General features: G+C 34.1%; 20 protein-coding genes and 1 riboswitch. Of the genes, 15 read left to right on the top strand and 5 right to left on the bottom strand.

The features are described 5' to 3' along the window. Positions 1–176 precede the first annotated feature (176 nt). Positions 177–938, top strand: coding sequence for a 30S ribosomal protein S2 (rpsB, locus tag HYN56_RS08425; protein WP_109191769.1), 762 nt, complete (start codon positions 177–179; stop codon positions 936–938). Positions 939–1,078: 140 nt separating this feature from the next. Then, positions 1,079–2,041 carry a translation elongation factor Ts gene (tsf, locus tag HYN56_RS08420; RefSeq protein ID WP_109191768.1) on the top strand — a complete coding sequence of 321 codons (963 nt, stop codon included), beginning with the start codon at positions 1,079–1,081 and terminating at the stop codon, positions 2,039–2,041. Positions 2,042–2,101: 60 nt separating this feature from the next. Here the strand turns inward: tsf and HYN56_RS08415 are convergent, their stop codons facing one another. Further along, the gene (locus HYN56_RS08415) at positions 2,102–4,156 is read right to left on the bottom strand and encodes a M3 family metallopeptidase (RefSeq protein ID WP_109191767.1); all 2,055 of its coding nucleotides are present in this window, start codon (positions 4,154–4,156) and stop codon (positions 2,102–2,104) included. A gap of 171 nt (positions 4,157–4,327) precedes the next feature. On the opposite strand from HYN56_RS08415, the gene HYN56_RS08410 reads away from it, so the two are divergent. The 12 genes from HYN56_RS08410 (at position 4,328) to HYN56_RS08350 (ending at position 14,404) form a co-directional block, all read left to right on the top strand. Further along, positions 4,328–4,999, top strand: coding sequence for a queuosine precursor transporter (locus tag HYN56_RS08410; RefSeq protein WP_109191766.1), 672 nt, complete (start codon positions 4,328–4,330; stop codon positions 4,997–4,999). 1 nt (position 5,000) lies between these two features. Further along, a complete protein-coding gene (locus HYN56_RS08405) occupies positions 5,001–5,627 on the top strand; it encodes a hypothetical protein (RefSeq protein ID WP_167398287.1) in 627 nt (208 codons plus the stop codon). A 639-nt stretch (positions 5,628–6,266) separates the two neighbouring features. After that, the gene (locus HYN56_RS08395; RefSeq protein ID WP_109191763.1) at positions 6,267–6,830 is read left to right on the top strand and encodes a DNA-3-methyladenine glycosylase I; all 564 of its coding nucleotides are present in this window, start codon (positions 6,267–6,269) and stop codon (positions 6,828–6,830) included. An 85-nt stretch (positions 6,831–6,915) separates the two neighbouring features. Then, a riboswitch (TPP riboswitch) is annotated at positions 6,916–7,012 on the top strand. 68 nt (positions 7,013–7,080) lie between these two features. Beyond that, a complete protein-coding gene (gene thiS, locus HYN56_RS08390) occupies positions 7,081–7,287 on the top strand; it encodes a sulfur carrier protein ThiS (protein WP_109191762.1) in 207 nt (68 codons plus the stop codon). Positions 7,288–7,399: 112 nt separating this feature from the next. Then, a complete protein-coding gene (thiC, locus tag HYN56_RS08385) occupies positions 7,400–9,223 on the top strand; it encodes a phosphomethylpyrimidine synthase ThiC (protein ID WP_109191761.1) in 1,824 nt (607 codons plus the stop codon). A 38-nt stretch (positions 9,224–9,261) separates the two neighbouring features. Further along, positions 9,262–9,882 (top strand): thiamine phosphate synthase, encoded by a 621-nt coding sequence (locus tag HYN56_RS08380; RefSeq protein WP_109191760.1) that lies wholly within the window; start codon positions 9,262–9,264, stop codon positions 9,880–9,882. Then, positions 9,840–10,592, top strand: coding sequence for a hydroxymethylpyrimidine/phosphomethylpyrimidine kinase (locus tag HYN56_RS08375; protein WP_109191759.1), 753 nt, complete (start codon positions 9,840–9,842; stop codon positions 10,590–10,592). The genes HYN56_RS08380 and HYN56_RS08375 overlap by 43 nt, the downstream gene beginning before the upstream one ends. After that, positions 10,585–11,223 (top strand): thiamine phosphate synthase, encoded by a 639-nt coding sequence (locus HYN56_RS08370; RefSeq protein ID WP_109191758.1) that lies wholly within the window; start codon positions 10,585–10,587, stop codon positions 11,221–11,223. Before HYN56_RS08375 ends, HYN56_RS08370 begins: the two co-directional genes overlap by 8 nt. Beyond that, the gene (locus HYN56_RS08365; protein WP_109191757.1) at positions 11,204–11,980 is read left to right on the top strand and encodes a thiazole synthase; all 777 of its coding nucleotides are present in this window, start codon (positions 11,204–11,206) and stop codon (positions 11,978–11,980) included. The genes HYN56_RS08370 and HYN56_RS08365 overlap by 20 nt, the downstream gene beginning before the upstream one ends. 134 nt (positions 11,981–12,114) lie before the next feature. After that, positions 12,115–12,492 (top strand): GxxExxY protein, encoded by a 378-nt coding sequence (locus tag HYN56_RS08360; protein ID WP_109191756.1) that lies wholly within the window; start codon positions 12,115–12,117, stop codon positions 12,490–12,492. Between the two features lie 40 nt (positions 12,493–12,532). After that, positions 12,533–13,645: a 2-iminoacetate synthase ThiH gene (gene thiH / locus HYN56_RS08355; protein WP_109191755.1), complete on the top strand. Its 1,113-nt coding sequence runs from the start codon at positions 12,533–12,535 to the stop codon at positions 13,643–13,645. 48 nt (positions 13,646–13,693) lie between these two features. Continuing rightward, the gene (locus HYN56_RS08350) at positions 13,694–14,404 is read left to right on the top strand and encodes a HesA/MoeB/ThiF family protein (RefSeq protein WP_109191754.1); all 711 of its coding nucleotides are present in this window, start codon (positions 13,694–13,696) and stop codon (positions 14,402–14,404) included. Here the strand turns inward: HYN56_RS08350 and HYN56_RS08345 are convergent. From HYN56_RS08345 to HYN56_RS08330, 4 genes are all read right to left on the bottom strand, one after another. Further along, positions 14,401–15,195: an MOSC domain-containing protein gene (locus tag HYN56_RS08345; protein ID WP_109191753.1), complete on the bottom strand. Its 795-nt coding sequence runs from the start codon at positions 15,193–15,195 to the stop codon at positions 14,401–14,403. The genes HYN56_RS08350 and HYN56_RS08345 overlap by 4 nt on opposite strands. Position 15,196: 1 nt before the next feature. Then, positions 15,197–15,835: a leucyl/phenylalanyl-tRNA--protein transferase gene (gene aat, locus HYN56_RS08340; RefSeq protein ID WP_109191752.1), complete on the bottom strand. Its 639-nt coding sequence runs from the start codon at positions 15,833–15,835 to the stop codon at positions 15,197–15,199. A gap of 163 nt (positions 15,836–15,998) precedes the next feature. Further along, entirely contained in the window at positions 15,999–16,370 is a 372-nt protein-coding gene (locus HYN56_RS08335) for a DUF3127 domain-containing protein (protein WP_091493548.1), read from the bottom strand. A 34-nt stretch (positions 16,371–16,404) separates the two neighbouring features. Beyond that, positions 16,405–17,280 carry a flavin reductase family protein gene (locus HYN56_RS08330; RefSeq protein ID WP_109191751.1) on the bottom strand — a complete coding sequence of 292 codons (876 nt, stop codon included), beginning with the start codon at positions 17,278–17,280 and terminating at the stop codon, positions 16,405–16,407. 159 nt (positions 17,281–17,439) lie between these two features. Here HYN56_RS08330 and HYN56_RS08325 point away from each other — a divergent pair, with 159 nt between their 5' ends. Next, on the top strand, positions 17,440–18,591 hold the full coding sequence (locus HYN56_RS08325) for a sensor histidine kinase (RefSeq protein ID WP_109191750.1): 1,152 nt from the start codon (positions 17,440–17,442) through the stop codon (positions 18,589–18,591).

The following is an 18,591-nucleotide window of genomic DNA, read 5'->3' as shown; positions in this document are numbered from 1 at the left end:
TATTACCTGTCTTGTTCAGATGAGACAAGACATTATCAATTATTTATTGAAATTAAAAAACACAGTTATTGTTGCTCTCCTACCGAGGTAGGATATAGTTTAGCATCTAAATGTATGAAGCCAGAGAAATCGCCATTCACACATTGCTAATCAACAGAACGTAAACTAGTACAAAAATGGCAAACAAAATAGAAGTAAAAGAATTACTAGAAGCAGGTGTTCACTTCGGACACATGACTAGAAAATGGGATCCAAACATGGCTCCTTACATTTATATGGAGCGTAATGGTATTCACATTATCAATCTATATAAAACTGCAGCTAAAATTGAAGAGGCTAATGAAGCTTTGAAAAAAATCGCTGCATCAGGTAGAAAAATCTTATTCGTAGCTACCAAAAAACAAGCAAAAGACATCGTTGCTGATAAAGCAAAAGCTGCAAACATGCCTTACATCACTGAAAGATGGCCAGGTGGTATGTTGACTAACTTCGTAACTATCAGAAAGGCAGTTAAAAAAATGTCTTCTATCGATAAAATGAAGAAAGATGGTACTTTCAACACTTTATCTAAAAAAGAGCGTTTACAAGTTGATCGTCTACGTGCTAAATTAGAGAAAAACTTAGGTTCAATTGCTGATATGTCTAGACTACCTGCAGCATTGTTCGTAGTAGATATCAAAGCTGAACACATCGCAATAAAAGAAGCTCAAAAATTAAACATTCCAGTTTTCGCAATGGTTGATACGAATTCTGACCCAAGAGAGGTTGATTACGTGATTCCTGCAAATGATGACGCTTCTAAATCAATTGACAAAATTTTATCTTTAGTAACTACTGCTGTAATCGAAGGTCTTTCTGACAGAGGTGCAGAAAAAGAAGTTGAAGCTGCTGAAGAAGCTCCTGCTGTTGAAGCTGAAGCTCCTGCAACTGAAGAATAAATCAAAATTTAAATTCCAAATTTTAAATTCCAAAATCCAGTCAGAATTAAAAACGTTATGTTGATAATTTATTAAAATTGGAGTTTGGGATTTAAAAGCTGGAATTTTTTACTTTTAAACACATTAAAACTTAAAATATTATGGCAACAATTACTGCTGCAGACGTAAATAAATTAAGACAATCTACAGGTGCCGGAATGATGGACTGTAAAAAAGCCCTAGTTGAAGCTGAAGGAGATTTCGACAAAGCGATTCAAATCCTTAGAGAAAAAGGACAAAAAGTTGCTGCTAACCGTTCTGACCGTGAGTCTTCTGAAGGAGCTGCTGTTTCTTTCATCAATGCTGACAACACTAAAGGAGCTATCCTTACTTTAAACTGCGAAACTGACTTCGTAGGTAAAAACGAAGCTTTCGTAACTTTAGCCAAAGATCTAGTTGAAAGAGCTATCAATTTCTCTTCTAAAGAAGAATTCTTAGCTTCTGATTTCAACGGAATTACAGTTGCTGAGAAATTAATCGAGCAAACTGGTGTTATCGGTGAGAAAATCGAAATCGGTGGTTTCGAAATTTTAGAAGGTGCTTTCGTTGGATCTTATGTTCACGTTAACAAAATTGCTGCTTTAACAGCTATTTCTGCTCCAATTGCTAATGCTGAGACTTTAACTAAAGATGTTTCTATGCAAGTTGCTTCTATGGGAGCTGACACATTATCTTACAAAGATTTTGATCCTGCTTTCGTTGAATCTGAACTTGCTGCACGTATTGCTGTAATCGAAAAAGACAATGAAGAAGCTGCACGTTTAGGAAAAACTTTAAAAAATGTTCCTAAATACATCTCTTTCTCTCAATTAACTCCTGAAGTTATCAAACAAGCAGAAGAAGATGCTAAAGCTGAATTAAAAGCTGAAGGAAAACCAGAGCAAATCTGGGACAAAATCCTTCCAGGAAAAGTTCAACGTTTCATTTCTGACAACACTACTTTAGATCAAGAGAAAGCTCTTTTAGATCAAAACTTCATCAAAGATGACAGTAAAAAAGTTGGTGATTATGTTAAAGGATTCAACGTTGAAATCACAGGTTTCAAAAGAGTTACTTTAGGTTAATATATTATTTCAATATTTAAAAAGCCCGAATATTTACTTATTCGGGCTTTTTTATATAGATTAACTTTCAACCGGAAAATTTCTTGCACGCATCAATGCATCCGATTTTGGCGCATGCCCTCTAAAATTTTCATACATAGTTTCATTATCAACCGTATTTCCTGCACTTAAAACAATATCGTAAAGGCGTTTGGAAACCTCTTTATCAAAAGGTCCGTTTCCTTCTAAAAAAGCTTCGTAAGCATCGGCATTGATAACATCAGCCCATAAATAACTATAATAGCCTGCCGCATATCCGTCACTTGAAAAAATATGGGCAAATTGTGGAATTCTATGTCGCATTACAATTTCTGATGGCATATTAATTTCCTCCAAAATTTGCTTCTCAAATTGATGCGGATTTACTTTTTCGGTAGTTAAATGCAACTTCATATCTACGAATGAACTCGAAATCGTTTCTACCGTTGCAAAACCTTCATTAAAATTAGCGGCCTGACCTATTCTATCTACTAATGATTGAGACAAAGGTTCATTGGTTTTATAATGAAGCGCAAACTTATTCAACACTTCCGGAGTGGCCAGCCAATGTTCCAACAACTGCGAAGGAAACTCCACATAATCTCTCGCAACTGAAGTTCCAGATAAACTCGGATAGGTCACATTCGAACATAAACCATGCAAAGCGTGGCCAAATTCATGAAATAATGTCGTAGCATCATCCCAGGAAATCAAAACAGGATCGCTGGCATTTCCTTTTATGAAATTGCAATTATTAGAAACAATCGGAAGCACTTTTCCGTTTATTTTCTGCTGATCTCTATGAGAGTTCATCCAGGCTCCTGATCGCTTGCCTACTCGCGCATAAGGATCAAAATACCACAAACCTACAACTTCACCAGTATTTTTATGATTGACCTCCCAAACCCGAACATCTGGATGATAAACAGGAACATCAAACAATTGTTTAAAACCAAGATCAAACAACTCTCCTGCAGTCCAGAACATTCCTTCACGCAAATTCTCTAACTGAAGATATTGCTTAATTTCGTTCTGATCTAAATCATATTTTGCTTTGCGGACCTTCTCTGCATAAAAACGATAATCCCAAGGCTGAATTTTAAAATTCCCGCCTTCTTCATTCACCATTTCCTGCATAGCTGAAACATCGTTTTTTACTTTTTCAACAGCTGGTTTCCATACCGAATGCATTAAATCCAATGTTTTCTGAGGATCTTTTGCCATTTTATTAGACAAACTCCATTCTGCAAAATTCTTAAATCCTAATATTTTTGCTTTCTTGGCTCTTAACTCTAAAATTGAAACAAGCGTTTCATTTGTATTATTTGAATTATCATTATCGCCTCTTTGTACAAAAATATCAAATGCTTTTTCTCTTAAATTTCTTTGATTAGAAAAAGTCAAAAAAGGCTCAATTGAAGATCTGGTGTTTCCGATACAAGCCAAAACATTCAGCTTTCTTTCTTTTGCTTCAGCAATAGCTGCGTTTTTAAATTCTTCCGGAAGACCGTCCAAATCATTCTCTGAATTTAATTCCAAATACTGATCATTTTCTTCTGCCAGTAGTTTTTGACTGAAAAGCGTAAAAAGTCCGGCAAGTTCCTGATTAATTTTTGCTACTTCTGATTTATCTTCTTTATTCAGCTCTGCTCCTTCTCTAACAAAATCAGTGTAATACAACCAAAGCAAACGCTGTTGTTCAGAATCCAGGTTTTTACTTTCTTCTGATTTATACAATTCTTCTATCCTTAAAAACAGTTTCTCGTTTTGATAGAGTTTATCGCTAATCTCAGCTAATTTTGGCGACATTTCTGTATCTACAACATTAAATTCCGGACTGCTTAAATTAGATCTATAAATTCCATAAACCGCATGAATGCGATCCAGTTTTTCTCCTGAAAGCTCTAAAGCTTTAATAGTATTATCAAAAGTCGGTTTTTCTAAATTGTTCGCAATGGAATCAATTTCTTCCAATTTTTCCTGAATTGCAAATTCAATTGCGGGTTTAAAATCAGATATTTTATATTTTGTAAAATCCGGCACGCCTCCATAAGGCCCTGACCATTCCTGAAGTAACGGATTAGTTTCTTTTTCCATAATCAAATCATTTTATAAAGTTCTTCCTTGCACTTTTCTTAAAATTAAGAAGCGTCAGAATCTCAAAAGTAACCAATCAGAATCAAACTTCAAATGGATGTTATTTTAAAAATTTACTAATATCAGGTTTTAAAAAATAGCTTAAATTTGAAACTTCATAACCAAAACAACATGTTTAAAACCAGAAAAGAGATTGTTTTTGTAATTCTTGCAGGAATATTTATCACGAATGCTGTTGTAGCAGAGCTTATTGGAGGAAAATTAATTCAGGTTGGCCCTTTTGTAATGAGTATAGGAATTTTGCCCTGGCCGATCGTTTTTCTGACAACCGATTTAATTAATGAATATTTTGGCGAAAAAGGAGTAAAAAAACTTTCTTTTATCACAGCCTGTTTAATTGCTTATGCTTTTCTGATCTTATTTATGGCCATTACTATTCCGGCTGCTAAAGGAATTAGTCCCGTCAACGACGATCAATTTCAAGCTGTTTTTGGGCAGAGTATGTGGATCATTGTCGGAAGTTTAATTGCCTTTATGGCCTCGCAGCTAATTGACGTCTGGATTTTCTGGTTTTTCAAAAACAGAACAGGAGAAAAGAAAATATGGCTGAGAGCTACAGGTTCTACAGTAATTTCACAATTATTTGATTCGTTTATTGTTCTTGGAATTGCTTTTTGGTTACCCGGAAAAATTGATTTTGACACTTTTATTTCTTCAGGATTAATTGGCTATACTTTCAAATTAGCCATTGCCATTTTATTAACTCCTGCCATTTATTTAGGACATCACTTAATTAAAAAGTATTTGGAAAACGATAAGCACCATAAAAATCAGGAACAATAGAATGAAGCATTGCAAAATATTACTATCAATCATGCTGTTAAGTTTTGTAAGTTGTTCTAAAGACGTTAAGAAACAACTACTAGAAGTTACTGATAAGATTACGAATAAAATAGAAACTATTTCGGAAAGTACTGTTGAAACCGTAAATGAATATAAACAATCCATTGTAGACAAAATCACAACAACGGAAGCAACTTCTGAGAATGTAAAACCTTTAACTGATAGCATTGCAGTAAATGCAGAAACTGAAAATGAAAAGTTTTTAGGAATTACCGCTTTTAGGAAGTTTATAGCCGACTGTAAAACAGGAGAGACTATAACGCAAAAAGAACTTATTGAAAACCACAATATTCCTGCTGATGGAATTAAATTAATAAAAAGCATTACCAAAACCGCAGAAGATGAAATTGAAGTAAAATGGAAATCGACTTGGTTTATTGAAAAGATTTCGGATGCAAAATTTAATGATGCGAAAATTAAATTCAAGTTTGAGGCGAATAAAATATATACTTCCGGACAAGCAATCGGAATTAAATACAAAAAGAAAGTTTATACCGACTTAATCATAATTGGAACAAAAGCTTATATACCGAGCGTAAAAGGTTATCACTGGAAAATTGGGAAATGAAACTAATTAGATGACATATACTTTTCCAAGTATATTTTTTTTAAAAGAATTTACCTTCAAAAAAAGTTTATTATCAAACAAAAGGACTACATTTATAAAATACTAACCTCTTAATTTTAATAAAACATAAAAAAAATATAACACGTTATTTATTGACATTATTAAATTTAAGTCTAATATCTTTGAAATAAAATGAAGTCTGATGAAATTATTAAAGTTTTGGAAAGCTACAATTATAAATGCATACTGAATAATAACATTATAAAGGTAAAGCTTGATTTTTCACAAAATGTCATAATAGACCTATCGAATCATAATAAAACTATAATAAGAGACGAACTTGTAAATTGGAACTTTTTATCAGGCAGTTTCAAAATGAGCCTAAAAAACAGTATTTTATTTAATTTTATAGCAATTATATTTTTAGGATTTCTTTGTCAGTCTTTAGATATTTTGGATTATAGCTTTAACTTTACCAATCTATTTTTAACATATATAGCCTGGGTATTAATTTTTACAACTTTTTACTTAATCAAACTAGAAAGTTTTAAATCGCAATTTATAAAATTAACAAAATAATATATCATAAAACCTCAAACTAAACAATTTGAGGTTTTTTTATACCTTTAAAACAAAAAAATGGAACCGATAAGATGCGGCTGGTGCACCTCCAGTGATTTATACAAAAAATACCATGATGAAGAATGGGGAGTTCCGGTTTATGATGATCCTACTCTATTTGAATTTTTAATTCTGGAAACTTTTCAGGCCGGATTAAGCTGGATTACGATTTTAAATAAAAGAGACAATTTTAGAGCTGCTTTTGATTATTTCGATTACAAAAAAGTAGCTCAATATTCTGAAGAAAAAATTGAAGAGTTAATGCAAAATACTGGCATTATCCGCAACAAATTAAAAATAAAAGCTGCAGTTTCCAACGCTCAGGCTTTTATGAAGGTTCAGGAAGAATTTGGCAGTTTTTCAGATTATATTTGGAAATATGCCAATGGAAAACCTATCATAAACAATCCTAAAACTTCAAAAGAAGTTCCGGCCACTACGCCACTTTCAGATGAAATCAGCAAAGATTTAAAAAAAAGAGGATTTAAATTTGTGGGTTCAACTGTTATTTATGCTCACATGCAAGCCACCGGAATGGTCAATGATCACGCGGAAGATTGCTTTATCCGCGAGGGAAAATAGTCGCAGTTTTCAGTCTCCGTTTTCAGTTTTTCAAAAACTTGAAACCTGAAACCTGAAACTTTCAAACAAATTTTATTACATTTGCTTCACACTTTAGGGGTGTCTGCATCACGCAGGCTGAGATTTTACCCTCTGAACCTGATCTAGTTCATACTAGCGTAGGGAAAAGTAAGATGACTTCTTAAACGCATTTCTGTGCGTTATTGCAGCCATTCCTATTGTGTATAACTATACACTAAACTCGAAAGGAATGGAACTAAAAATCAATCAACAAACTAAATTTTTCAATGCTGAATCGCTAAGCGTTCAATCATTGCTCGATCTCGAAATTCCGCAAAAACAAAACGGAATTGCTGTTGCTGTCAACAATACTGTTGTTCCAAAAACCAATTGGAACGAATTCCTCGTACAAGAAACTGACGAAATCCTCATTATTTCTGCCACACAGGGAGGATAAGGGCCAAAATTCCAATTTAAAAAATCCAAATTCCACTTGTATACTGGATGTAGACGCACCGCAGTCCGTCTCTACAACAACACATAACTTATAACTCATAACTTCTTTTCTTATGACAAACGAAGAACAAATATCCAGAACCCCATTTCCAAACTCTAAAAAAGTATATATAGATGGAGAAATTCATCCGATAAAAGTCGCTATGCGGGAAATTGCTTTAAGCGATACCAAACTATCAAATGGCGGAATTGAAAAAAATCCACCGGTAACAGTTTATGATACTTCCGGACCTTACACCGATCCCAATGTTGAAATTGATATTCGGAAAGGATTACCTCGCTTACGCGAAAGCTGGATTCTAGATCGAAATGATGTTGAGATCTTAGATGAAATCACTTCCGATTACGGTCAAAGCCGATTGAAAGATGAAAGTTTAAATCATCTTCGTTTTGAATATCTGCATCAACCAAAAAGAGCTAAAAAAGGCGCCAATGTAACGCAACTATATTACGCCAAACAAGGTATTATTACTCCTGAAATGGAATATATCGCCATTCGCGAAAACCAGCGTATCGAGCTTTTAAATGAACAAACTAAAGCCATGCAATGTCAGCACGGCGGACAAAGTTTTGGCGCAAATACTCCGAAAAGCAAAATCACTCCAGAATTTGTACGTTCTGAAGTGGCTTGCGGAAGAGCTATTATTCCAAACAATATCAATCATCCGGAAAGTGAACCGATGATTGTAGGGCGTAATTTCCTTGTGAAAATTAATGCCAATATTGGAAACAGCGCTGTGACTTCAAGCATTGAAGAAGAAGTTGAGAAAGCCGTTTGGGCTTGCCGTTGGGGTGCCGATACGATTATGGATTTATCAACTGGAAAAAATATTCATGAAACCAGAGAATGGATTATTAGAAATTCTCCGGTTCCAATTGGTACTGTTCCAATTTATCAGGCTTTGGAAAAAGTAAAAGGAATAGCCGAAGATTTAACTTGGGAAATTTTCCGAGATACTCTAATTGAACAAGCTGAACAAGGTGTTTCGTATTTCACCATTCATGCTGGAGTTTTACTTCGCTATATTCATTTAACCGCAAATCGTGTTACTGGAATCGTTTCTCGTGGCGGATCGATTATGGCAAAATGGTGTTTATTTCATCATAAGGAAAACTTTTTGTACACACATTTCGAAGAAATCTGCGAAATCATGAAACAATATGATGTTGCATTTTCTCTCGGAGACGGTTTACGTCCAGGTTCGATTGCTGATGCGAATGACAATGCTCAATTTGCTGAATTAGAAACTTTGGGAGAACTTACTAAAATTGCCTGGAAACATGACGTTCAGGTTTTTATTGAAGGTCCGGGACACGTTCCGATGCACATGATAAAAGAAAACATGGACAAACAATTGGAACATTGCCATGAAGCTCCATTTTATACTTTAGGTCCTTTAACAACTGATATTGCACCGGGTTACGATCATATTACATCGGCAATTGGTGCGGCTATGATTGGCTGGTATGGCTGTGCAATGTTGTGTTATGTAACGCCAAAAGAACATCTTGGTCTACCAAATAAAAAAGACGTAAAAGACGGTGTGATTACTTATAAAATTTCTGCTCATGCGGCTGATTTGGCTAAAGGTCATCCGGGAGCACAATATCGTGACAATGCATTGAGTAAAGCCCGTTTTGAATTCCGATGGGAAGATCAGTTTAATTTGGCTTTAGATCCAGATACTGCAAGAGAATTCCATGACGAAACCCTTCCTGCCGATGGTGCAAAAGTCGCTCATTTCTGTTCGATGTGTGGGCCTAAATTCTGCTCTATGAAAATATCTCAGGAAATCAGAGATGTTGCAGCTGCAGAAAAAGGAATGCAGGAGAAATCAGAGGAATTTATTGAACAGGGGAAAGAGATTTATATTTAGTTTTTTTAGAGAATAGAGGAAAGAATATAGAAAAAGATATGATTTTAATTTCAAATCCTTTTGCTGTTGTAAACGAAATCAAGACAATTCATTCTTTGTTTGAGGAAGGGTTGCCTTTGCTTCATATTCGGAAACCTAATTTTTCTGAGTTGGAAATGGCGCAGTTTATTCATCAGATTAAGTTGGAATTTCGTAATCAACTTGTCTTACACAATCATCATAAACTAGCAGAAGATTTTGGAATTAACCGATTACATTTTTCTGAAAAAGAAAGAAAAAATGATTCAAACATTCCTGCAAGGTTTCCAAAACCTTGTAGGTATAAAAACGTATCGAAATCGACATCAACGCACTCAATCCAAGAATTCAATTCTCTTAAAAATTTTGATTATGCATTTCTAAGCCCTGTTTTCAAAAGTATTTCAAAAGAAAATTATAAGCCAAAAGTTGATTTTTTCGAAGAAATAAAATCAAGAACAAATCATAAAACAAAAATAATCGCCTTGGGTGGAATAGATTCAAAGAATATTCAAAAAACACTGGAAAATGACTTTGACGATTTCGCTCTTTTGGGCGCTATCTGGAACAGCAAAAATCCATTAAAAGAATTTAAACTATGTCAGCAAATCGTCCTTTCGTACTTACAATCGCAGGTTTAGATCCGTCTGGCGGTGCCGGAATTTTGGCTGATATTAAAACATTTGAACAACATAAAGTGAGCGGTTTTGCCATTGTGACGGCTAATACCATCCAGACAGAAAATGAGTTTCATAAAATCGAATGGATCGATATCAGTTTCGTAATCAGATCTATTGAAGTCTTGTTTCAAAACTATAAAATCAGCGCGGTTAAAATCGGAATTGTGCCATCGCTTTCGTATTTAAACCGAATTCTTTCGACTATAAAATTAATTTCTCCAACTACAAAAATTGTCTGGGATCCGGTTTTAAAATCGACTACTGAATTTGATTTTCTGAACATTGAAGACCGGTCAGACTTAAACAAAATTCTGTCAAAAATCGATTTGATAACGCCAAATTATATCGAAATCGAACAACTAGTTCCCGGTTTTATAAAGGATAATCTTTGGATTGAAAACGAAATCTCTACAGCCATTTTACTGAAAGGCGGTCACAATTTAAATGAAATTGGAAAAGATCAATTGTTTCTGAAAAATAAAATTATCGATCTGTTTCCATCAGAAAAAGACTGTGCTGAAAAACACGGTTCCGGCTGTGTGCTTTCTTCTGCAATTGCTTCGAATTTAGCTCTAAATCAATCTTTAGAAATGGCTTGTAAAAATGCCAAAACCTACATCGAAAAATACCTGAGTTCAACATCAACCTTAATTGGATATCATTATGTATAACAAACTGCAATATATTTCACAAGGCGAAACAATCGACGAACAATTGCGCAACATTCATCAGGCTCTTGATGCCGGATGTAAATGGGTGCAAATGCGATTTAAAAATCAAACTATCAAAGACACTTATACTTTAGCAGAAGCGGTAAAACTTTTATGCGAAGAATATCTGGCCAACTTTATTGTCAATGATGATTTACATCTTGCCGAAAAAATTGCTGCAGATGGAGTTCATCTGGGATTAACCGATACTAAAATTGACGAAGCAAGAGCACTTTTAGGTTCAACTAAAATCATCGGCGGAACAGCAAATACTTTTGAAGACATACAAAATCACGTAAAAAATGGCTGTGATTATATCGGATTAGGGCCTTTTCGTTTTACTGCTACGAAAGAGAAATTAAGTCCAATTTTAGGGCTGTCCGGCTATTTTGATATTCTTCAGAAAATGAAAAAAAACAAAATTGAGGTTCCTGTCTATGCCATCGGAGGCATTACATTAAGAGATGTTAATCCGTTAATAGAAACAGGAATTTATGGAATTGCCGTTTCCGGAATTATTACAGAAAGTCTTGAAAAAAAACTATTAATTGAACAATTAAACGAAAAATTATATGCAAAAGTCATTGTTTAATATTGAAGATAAGAGCTTCAAATCCAGATTGTTTTTAGGAACTGGAAAATTTGGATCGAATGAAGAAATGGAAAGCGCCATTTTAGCCTCAGAAAGCGAATTGGTTACTGTTGCACTAAAACGAATTGATTTAGAAACCGATACTGATGCTATTTTATCACATTTAAAGCATCCAAATATTAATTTATTACCGAATACTTCTGGTGCAAGAAATGCGAAAGAAGCCGTTTTTGCCGCGCAATTGGCTCGTGAAGCTCTAGAAACAAACTGGGTTAAATTAGAAATTCATCCCGACCCAAAATATTTAATGCCGGATCCTCTTGAAACGTTAAAAGCCACTGAAGAATTGGCCAAATTAGGTTTCATTGTTTTGCCTTATATTCATGCTGATCCTGTTTTATGCAAACATCTAGAGAATGTTGGAACTTCAGCAGTAATGCCTTTGGGTTCGCCTATTGGAAGCAATAAAGGTTTAAAAACGATAGATTTCTTAGAAATAATAATTGAACAAAGCAATGTCCCTGTAATTGTCGACGCTGGAATTGGCGCGCCATCTGATGCTGCAAAAGCAATGGAAATTGGTGCCGATGCTGTTTTGGTTAATACTGCAATTGCGGTTGCCGGAAATCCAAAATTAATGGCTGAAGCATTCAAAGAAGCTGTTATAGCAGGAAGAAAAGCTTTTGAAGCTAAAGTTGCCAATCAGCAAAACTTTGCTGTCGCTTCTAGTCCTTTGACGTCTTTCCTTTATCAGTAAATTGATTTTCTCTCGCAGATCTCGCAGATTTGGCAGATAATTTTATGTTGAGACTACTAAATCTATATTATTATGATTTTTTAACCAAGTCTTAAAAAAAGAAGGATTTTTCCTTATTTTTAAATTAAAAAAATATGTCTGAAAATGAGATTTCATATAAAGTTAGAGGAGCAATTTTTAAAGTATATAACACTCTTGGGCCAGGATTATTAGAATCGGTATATGAGAGTGCACTTTACTATCAATTGGAAAAATATGGATTACAAGTAGTTAAACAAATTGATTTACCAGTTAAATATGATGATGTCTATTTAGACATAACTTTTAGGCTAGATATTTTAGTTGAGGATAAAGTAATTATAGAATTAAAATCAGTGGACGAAATAAAACCTATACATTTTAAACAGCTAAATACTTATTTAAAATTGACGAATAAAAAACTTGGATTATTAGTCAATTTCAACTGTGCTAATATCCTTGAAAATATTCATCGTGTTGCTAATAAAATTTAATCTGCACGATCTGCAAAATCTGCGGGAAACAAAATAAAAAATGAAAACATTCAAATCTATTTTTGAGCAATATAATTGGGATGATATTCAATCCCGAATATACCAAACCACATCAAAAGATGTCGAACGAACTTTGGCGAAAACCAAACTCAATCTCGATGATTTTTTGATTCTGATTTCTCCTATTGCACAAAATTATCTGGAAGAAATGGCACAGAAATGCCATGAAATTACCAAGAAACGTTTTGGGAAAACAATCCAAATGTATGCTCCATTATATTTAAGCAACGAATGTCAAAACATTTGCACCTATTGTGGATTCAGTCTCGACAATAAAATCAAACGCAAAACACTGACTGATGGCGAAATAAAACTCGAAGTTGAAGCGTTAAAAAATACAGGTTTTGATCATGTTTTATTAGTGACTGGCGAAGCAAATTATACTGTAAATATCAATTATTTTCTGAATGCCATAAAACAGATTAAAAATGATTTTTCGATTATTTCTGTTGAAGTCCAGCCCCTTTCTACAGAAGATTATCAGCGTTTGCATGATGCTGGAGTTTACTCTGTTTTAGTTTATCAGGAAACGTATCATCAGGAAGTTTACAAAAAATATCACACAAAAGGCAAAAAATCAAATTTTGATTATAGATTAGAAACTCCAGACAGAATTGGAACTGCAGGAATTCACAAAATTGGTTTAGGCGTTTTATTAGGTTTGGAAGATTGGCGAACGGACAGTTTTTTTAACGCTTTGCATTTAGATTATCTTCAAAAGAAATATTGGCAGACCAAATATTCGGTTTCGTTTCCTCGTCTGCGACCTGCCGAGGGAATTATCGAACCTAATTTTATTATGGACGATAAAGATTTGACGCAATTAATCTGTGCTTACAGATTATGGAATGAGGACCTGGAAATATCGATTTCAACAAGAGAAAACGAGAAATTCAGAAACAATATTATTCCAATTGGCGTGACCAATATGAGTGCTGGATCTAAGACAAATCCGGGTGGTTATGTGGTAGATCCTCAGTCTTTGGAACAATTCGAAATCAGTGATGAACGTTCGGCAGAAGAAATTTCAAAAATCATAAAAAACAAAGGCTACGAACCAGTTTGGAAAGATTGGGATAAGAGTTTTGCTTAAAAATTCCAACAATCTAAAATCTAAACTCTGAAATCTGAAATTAAAAAAATGAGTATCATACAAGAATTCCTTCGTTACAACAGACAAACCATTCTACCTGAAATTGGTGATGAAGGCCAGGATAAACTAAAAAAAGCAAGAGTTTTAGTAATTGGCGCCGGTGGTTTGGGCTGTCCTATTTTACAATATATTGCAACCGCTGGAGTTGGCTTTATCGGAATCATGGATTTTGATACAATTGAAATTCACAATCTCCACAGACAGATTTTATATACCGAAAATGAAATTGGAAAACAAAAATCGATTGTTGCCAGAGAAGTAGTTTCGAAACTCAATCCGTTAATAGAAGCTGTTGCAATTAATGAGAAACTGACTTTAGAAAATACTTCTCAAATTATTGAGCAATATGATATAATTGTAGATGGTTCGGACAATTTTATGACGCGTTATTTGGTCAATGACACTTGTGTAAAACTTGGAAAACCTTTGATTTATGGAAGTATTTTAAAATTTGAAGGTCAAATAGCTGTTTTCAATCATAATGGAAGTAAAAATCTTCGCGATTTATTCCCTGAAATGCCAGATCCAAAAGATGTTCCAAATTGTAATCTGAATGGCGTTCTGGGAACTTTACCAGGAATTATCGGTAATATGATGGCGCATGAAACCTTAAAATTAATTTTAGAACTACCAACTTTAAAGAACGAATTGATAATTTTTAATACGTTAAACTGGAACTTTACAAAACTGAATTTCTAAAAAACGATTGTGTCTCCAACTGAAATATTTCCCGTGTTCAAACTCACAATATTGGTTCCAAATAAAACTGAATTATCTACATTTCTGTATTTACTCAACGTTTTTAAAGGTTCTTTTTTTAATCGTCCATTTTCTGGGTCATTGTTAACCATTACACATCTTCCGCAAGGTTTTATGTTTTTAAACTGAACTTCTCCAATTTTGAAATTTGTAAAATCATCTTCTTCGTGAGCCTTTTTTGTTCTTACAACAATGTTTGGACGAAATCTTTTAATGGTGATTTTTTCGTCCAATTTATCATTTAAAAAATCAAGGCTTTCTGTTCCAATTAATAAATAAGGATAACCATCTGCCAGACTTACGTTGAATATTTCTTGTAATCTGGAACTTTCGTGTTTACGAGATCCATTTTTAAGAATTTTGACCAATTTACACTCAAAACCCAAATGCTGACTGAACCATTTTGAAGTTTCATTATTTACCTCAACTACTTCGCTTTTATCATCCCAAACATTTACTTCAAGTATATTTTCTAAAGATTCATCAATAGAAAATTCATGTTTTTGATCCTCAAAAGTAATACTGATTTTTCCACCTTCAATCTGCGGATAAAACTGACTCATAATACGATGTTCTCTTTGAGTGAGCATTTGATTTTCAGCATCAATCAGCATCCATCTTCGGTCGTTTTCAAATCCCATTTCTTCCGTTTTTGCAGACTGAAGACTAATTCCGGCAAGGCTTTTAATCGGATAAATATAAATTTCTGTTACAACATGAATTGTACTCATCTTATTTACTGTTTAAAATAGTCATAAATTCTTCGCGATCAATTTCACGACAGCCTAAACTGTCTAAATGAGGATTATAAATCTGGCAATCCAGTAATTTATAGTTTTCTTTTCTCAGATGATTCACTAAAGATATAAAACCTACTTTTGAAGCATTGGACACTTTAGAAAACATACTTTCTCCACAAAAAATATGGCCCAGATCAATTCCGTACAAACCTCCTACCAAAACCTCATCCTGCCAAACCTCAACCGATTTTGCGATTCCCTGATTATGTAATTCACAATAAGATTCAACTATTTCATCTGAAATCCATGTTCCATCCTGCCCATCTCTTAATATCTGCTGACAGTTTAAAATTACTTCCCTAAAACGAGTATTAAAGGTAACAGTAAAAACATTGCGGTTCAAAATGTTACGCATGCTTTTGGAAACATTCAGTTCATCCAGAAACAAGACCATACGCGGATCTGGAGCCCACCAAAGAATAGATTCTCCTTCATTAAACCAGGGAAATATACCTCTACTATAAGCCAGTTTTAAACGTTCGGGACTTAAATCACCACCGACTGCAAGAATACCTTCTTCATCAGCTTCTGTAACTGGAGGGAAATATAAATTATCAAATAAAAAATACATCTTTTAAAATATTCAATTTTGAAAAATTCCAAAAACGAAATTCCAAATTCCAATTTTTCACAATCTTGAGATGCTGTAAAAGCTCAAAAACAAAATTCCAAATTCCAAATTCAGTTATATGAATTGGAATTTGGAATTTATAATATTGGAATTTAAACCTTTTTTAGAACGGTAAATCGTCTGGTTCGTCGTCACTTACATTTGTTGCCGGAGCAAAAGTTTCTGCTGTTGGCATTGGTGGTGCTTGTGTAGGCGCGGCGTCTGCTAATCTTTCGATTCTCCAACCCTGAATACTATTGAAATATCTGGTTTCTCCTTGTGGATTAACCCATTCTCTTCCTCTTAAATTGATAGAAACTTTTACTGCCTCTCCTTGTTTATAGCTACTCAATAAATCGCATTTGTCTTGTGTAAATTCGATTAAAATATGTTGTGGATACTGTTCCTCAGTAGTAACAACTAATTCTCTTTTTTTGAATGAGGCACTAACTTGCTGCTCTGGGTTTACCACTTTTACTTTTCCTGTAACTTCCATCTTCGTCTATATTAATTATTGTTTCTATTTCTTTTTATTTCTTAGCTAAAAGCACTTTCCATGCCGCTTCTACATCTCCATTATCCAAATATTTTTTGGCTTCTAAGTGCACTTTTTGCTGATCGTCTGAGCTTAAAACTCCTTTGACAGCAAAATTTTCTTTCACAAATATACTAACTTCTTCTTTCGTAGGCAAGGCTTCAATATTTCCTAATTTGCCCAAATCGTTCCCGTCAAAAACGGCGCTTTCTTTTACAAAATTGGGTATGGCATCTACTCCTACTCCCAGTGTTGTCAAGGGTTTTGCCACTTCAAAAAGTCCTTGATTTGATCTTGAATACCAATTATTTCCTAATCGCGAAACCAAATCAATCTTATGCTGATCGATTGCTCCATTCTCATCCAAAATTGATTCGTGAATGTGAATCTTCACTACTTCACATAAAATCAAATTTCCAGCTCCTCCTTCTTCTCCTAACGGAATAATCTGCGTTACCTTGCATTCAAACTGAACTGGAGATTCTTTTACACGATAAGGTTTTACTAAATCTGAAGGAATCTGTGTTAATCCAGCTTTTATAAATTCATTTACTCCGTCACCATATTCTGTACTCGCCAAAGAAGTCTGCTGTACTAAATCAAAATTTACCACATTAATTACCACTTCTCTAGTTGCTTCGGCATTAATTAAAGTATGTTTTATGGTATTATCTCGGACTCTTCGCGAAGGCGAAAAAACCAAAATTGGCGGATTGGCACTAAACACATTAAAGAAACTAAACGGTGACAGATTCGGAATTCCTTTCTCGCTGATTGTACTGGCAAAAGCAATTGGTCTTGGACCTATCGAACTCTGCAGATAGCCCTGCAACTTGGCCGTTGGTATCTCTTTTGGGTTAATGCTGATCATACTTTTTGATTTAAACCAAATCTCATTTTGGTACCTGCAAAAGTATTGAAATCGTTTAATTATGAAAAATAGTTTTGCAGATAAAACTAAAAAACTTTCGGCTTCGGCAAAATATAGAATAGGTATATTTCGTTATATTTATACCACAAAAAAATGAATATGTCTTTTTCTGAAAGAACAAATACAACGCGCTGGATTATAATTTCTATTTGCTTTTTAATCATTTCTCTAATTCTTTGGAATACTTATACTTTCTTCCAAATCTTTAAGAATGAGGAACGTTTGAAGATGAAGCTTTTCGTAAATGCGCAGATTACAATTTTGAATGCCAACGAAAATACCGATGTAGAATTGCCTCTTCAAATTATCAATAATAACACTTCTATTCCGGCTGTAGTAATATTATTTGACAAGGTAGTAAGTGCTACTAATGTTCCTGACGAAGTTCTCAAGGACAAGAAAAAAAGGAACTCTTATCTGAATAGATTAAGAAATGAAAATGAGCCAATCACTTTTGAATATGCGCCCGGAAAATATCAGACCTTATATTACGGGAATTCAGGATTATTAAATAAACTTAAATATTATCCCATTGCCTTATTTCTGATTATTGTTTTGTGTGTTGCTTTGATTTATAATTTTTATAAAAGCACCAAAATGGCAACTCAGAATAAACTTTGGGCCGGAATGGCAAAAGAAACGGCGCATCAAATCGGGACGCCTTTATCGTCTTTAATTGGCTGGGTTGAAATATTAAAAACGGAAGATATCGATCCGTCGATTAGTCTTGAGATCGAAAAAGATATTGAACGTCTTCAAACTATTACAGATCGTTTTTCTAAAATTGGTTCAATACCAGTTCTCGAACCTCGAAATATTATTGAAGAAACCAAAAATGCTTACGAATATCTTCAGTCTCGTTTTTCTAAACAGGTTGCTTTTTCATTCAAAGCACCAGCAGAACCAATTTATGTTATGATAAACCCAACACTGCACAGTTGGACTATCGAGAATCTGGTTAAAAATGCCATTGATGCCATGAAAGGGAGAGGAACTCTTGATCTTCAAATTGAACAGGATGCTTTCAATATTAAAATCAATATAAAAGATTCCGGAACAGGAATTTTGAAAAAACAGTTTAAAACGATTTTCGAACCTGGTTTTACTACCAAAAAACGCGGCTGGGGACTTGGTCTTTCTTTAACTAAAAGAATTGTTGAAGAATACCATAACGGAAAGATTAAAGTTTTGAGTTCTGAACTTGGAAAAGGAACGACTTTTCAAGTATCTTTCAATAAAAAAGTGCAGTAA

The organism is Flavobacterium crocinum (assembly GCF_003122385.1).
Taxonomy (GTDB): domain Bacteria; phylum Bacteroidota; class Bacteroidia; order Flavobacteriales; family Flavobacteriaceae; genus Flavobacterium; species Flavobacterium crocinum.
This window is presented reverse-complemented; position numbering and strand designations above follow the sequence as displayed.

Bases quoted from the DNA above. Each gene is read 5' to 3' on its own strand.
- rpsB (WP_109191769.1), top strand. From the start codon at position 177: ATGGCAAACAAAATAGAAGTAAAAGAATTACTAGAAGCAGGTGTTCAC.
- tsf (WP_109191768.1), top strand. From the start codon at position 1,079: ATGGCAACAATTACTGCTGCAGACGTAAATAAATTAAGACAATCTACA.
- HYN56_RS08415 (WP_109191767.1), bottom strand. From the start codon at position 4,156: ATGGAAAAAGAAACTAATCCGTTACTTCAGGAATGGTCAGGGCCTTAT.
- HYN56_RS08410 (WP_109191766.1), top strand. From the start codon at position 4,328: ATGTTTAAAACCAGAAAAGAGATTGTTTTTGTAATTCTTGCAGGAATA.
- HYN56_RS08405 (WP_167398287.1), top strand. From the start codon at position 5,001: ATGAAGCATTGCAAAATATTACTATCAATCATGCTGTTAAGTTTTGTA.
- HYN56_RS08395 (WP_109191763.1), top strand. From the start codon at position 6,267: ATGGAACCGATAAGATGCGGCTGGTGCACCTCCAGTGATTTATACAAA.
- thiS (WP_109191762.1), top strand. From the start codon at position 7,081: ATGGAACTAAAAATCAATCAACAAACTAAATTTTTCAATGCTGAATCG.
- thiC (WP_109191761.1), top strand. From the start codon at position 7,400: ATGACAAACGAAGAACAAATATCCAGAACCCCATTTCCAAACTCTAAA.
- HYN56_RS08380 (WP_109191760.1), top strand. From the start codon at position 9,262: ATGATTTTAATTTCAAATCCTTTTGCTGTTGTAAACGAAATCAAGACA.
- HYN56_RS08375 (WP_109191759.1), top strand. From the start codon at position 9,840: ATGTCAGCAAATCGTCCTTTCGTACTTACAATCGCAGGTTTAGATCCG.
- HYN56_RS08370 (WP_109191758.1), top strand. From the start codon at position 10,585: ATGTATAACAAACTGCAATATATTTCACAAGGCGAAACAATCGACGAA.
- HYN56_RS08365 (WP_109191757.1), top strand. From the start codon at position 11,204: ATGCAAAAGTCATTGTTTAATATTGAAGATAAGAGCTTCAAATCCAGA.
- HYN56_RS08360 (WP_109191756.1), top strand. From the start codon at position 12,115: ATGTCTGAAAATGAGATTTCATATAAAGTTAGAGGAGCAATTTTTAAA.
- thiH (WP_109191755.1), top strand. From the start codon at position 12,533: ATGAAAACATTCAAATCTATTTTTGAGCAATATAATTGGGATGATATT.
- HYN56_RS08350 (WP_109191754.1), top strand. From the start codon at position 13,694: ATGAGTATCATACAAGAATTCCTTCGTTACAACAGACAAACCATTCTA.
- HYN56_RS08345 (WP_109191753.1), bottom strand. From the start codon at position 15,195: ATGAGTACAATTCATGTTGTAACAGAAATTTATATTTATCCGATTAAA.
- aat (WP_109191752.1), bottom strand. From the start codon at position 15,835: ATGTATTTTTTATTTGATAATTTATATTTCCCTCCAGTTACAGAAGCT.
- HYN56_RS08335 (WP_091493548.1), bottom strand. From the start codon at position 16,370: ATGGAAGTTACAGGAAAAGTAAAAGTGGTAAACCCAGAGCAGCAAGTT.
- HYN56_RS08330 (WP_109191751.1), bottom strand. From the start codon at position 17,280: ATGATCAGCATTAACCCAAAAGAGATACCAACGGCCAAGTTGCAGGGC.
- HYN56_RS08325 (WP_109191750.1), top strand. From the start codon at position 17,440: ATGTCTTTTTCTGAAAGAACAAATACAACGCGCTGGATTATAATTTCT.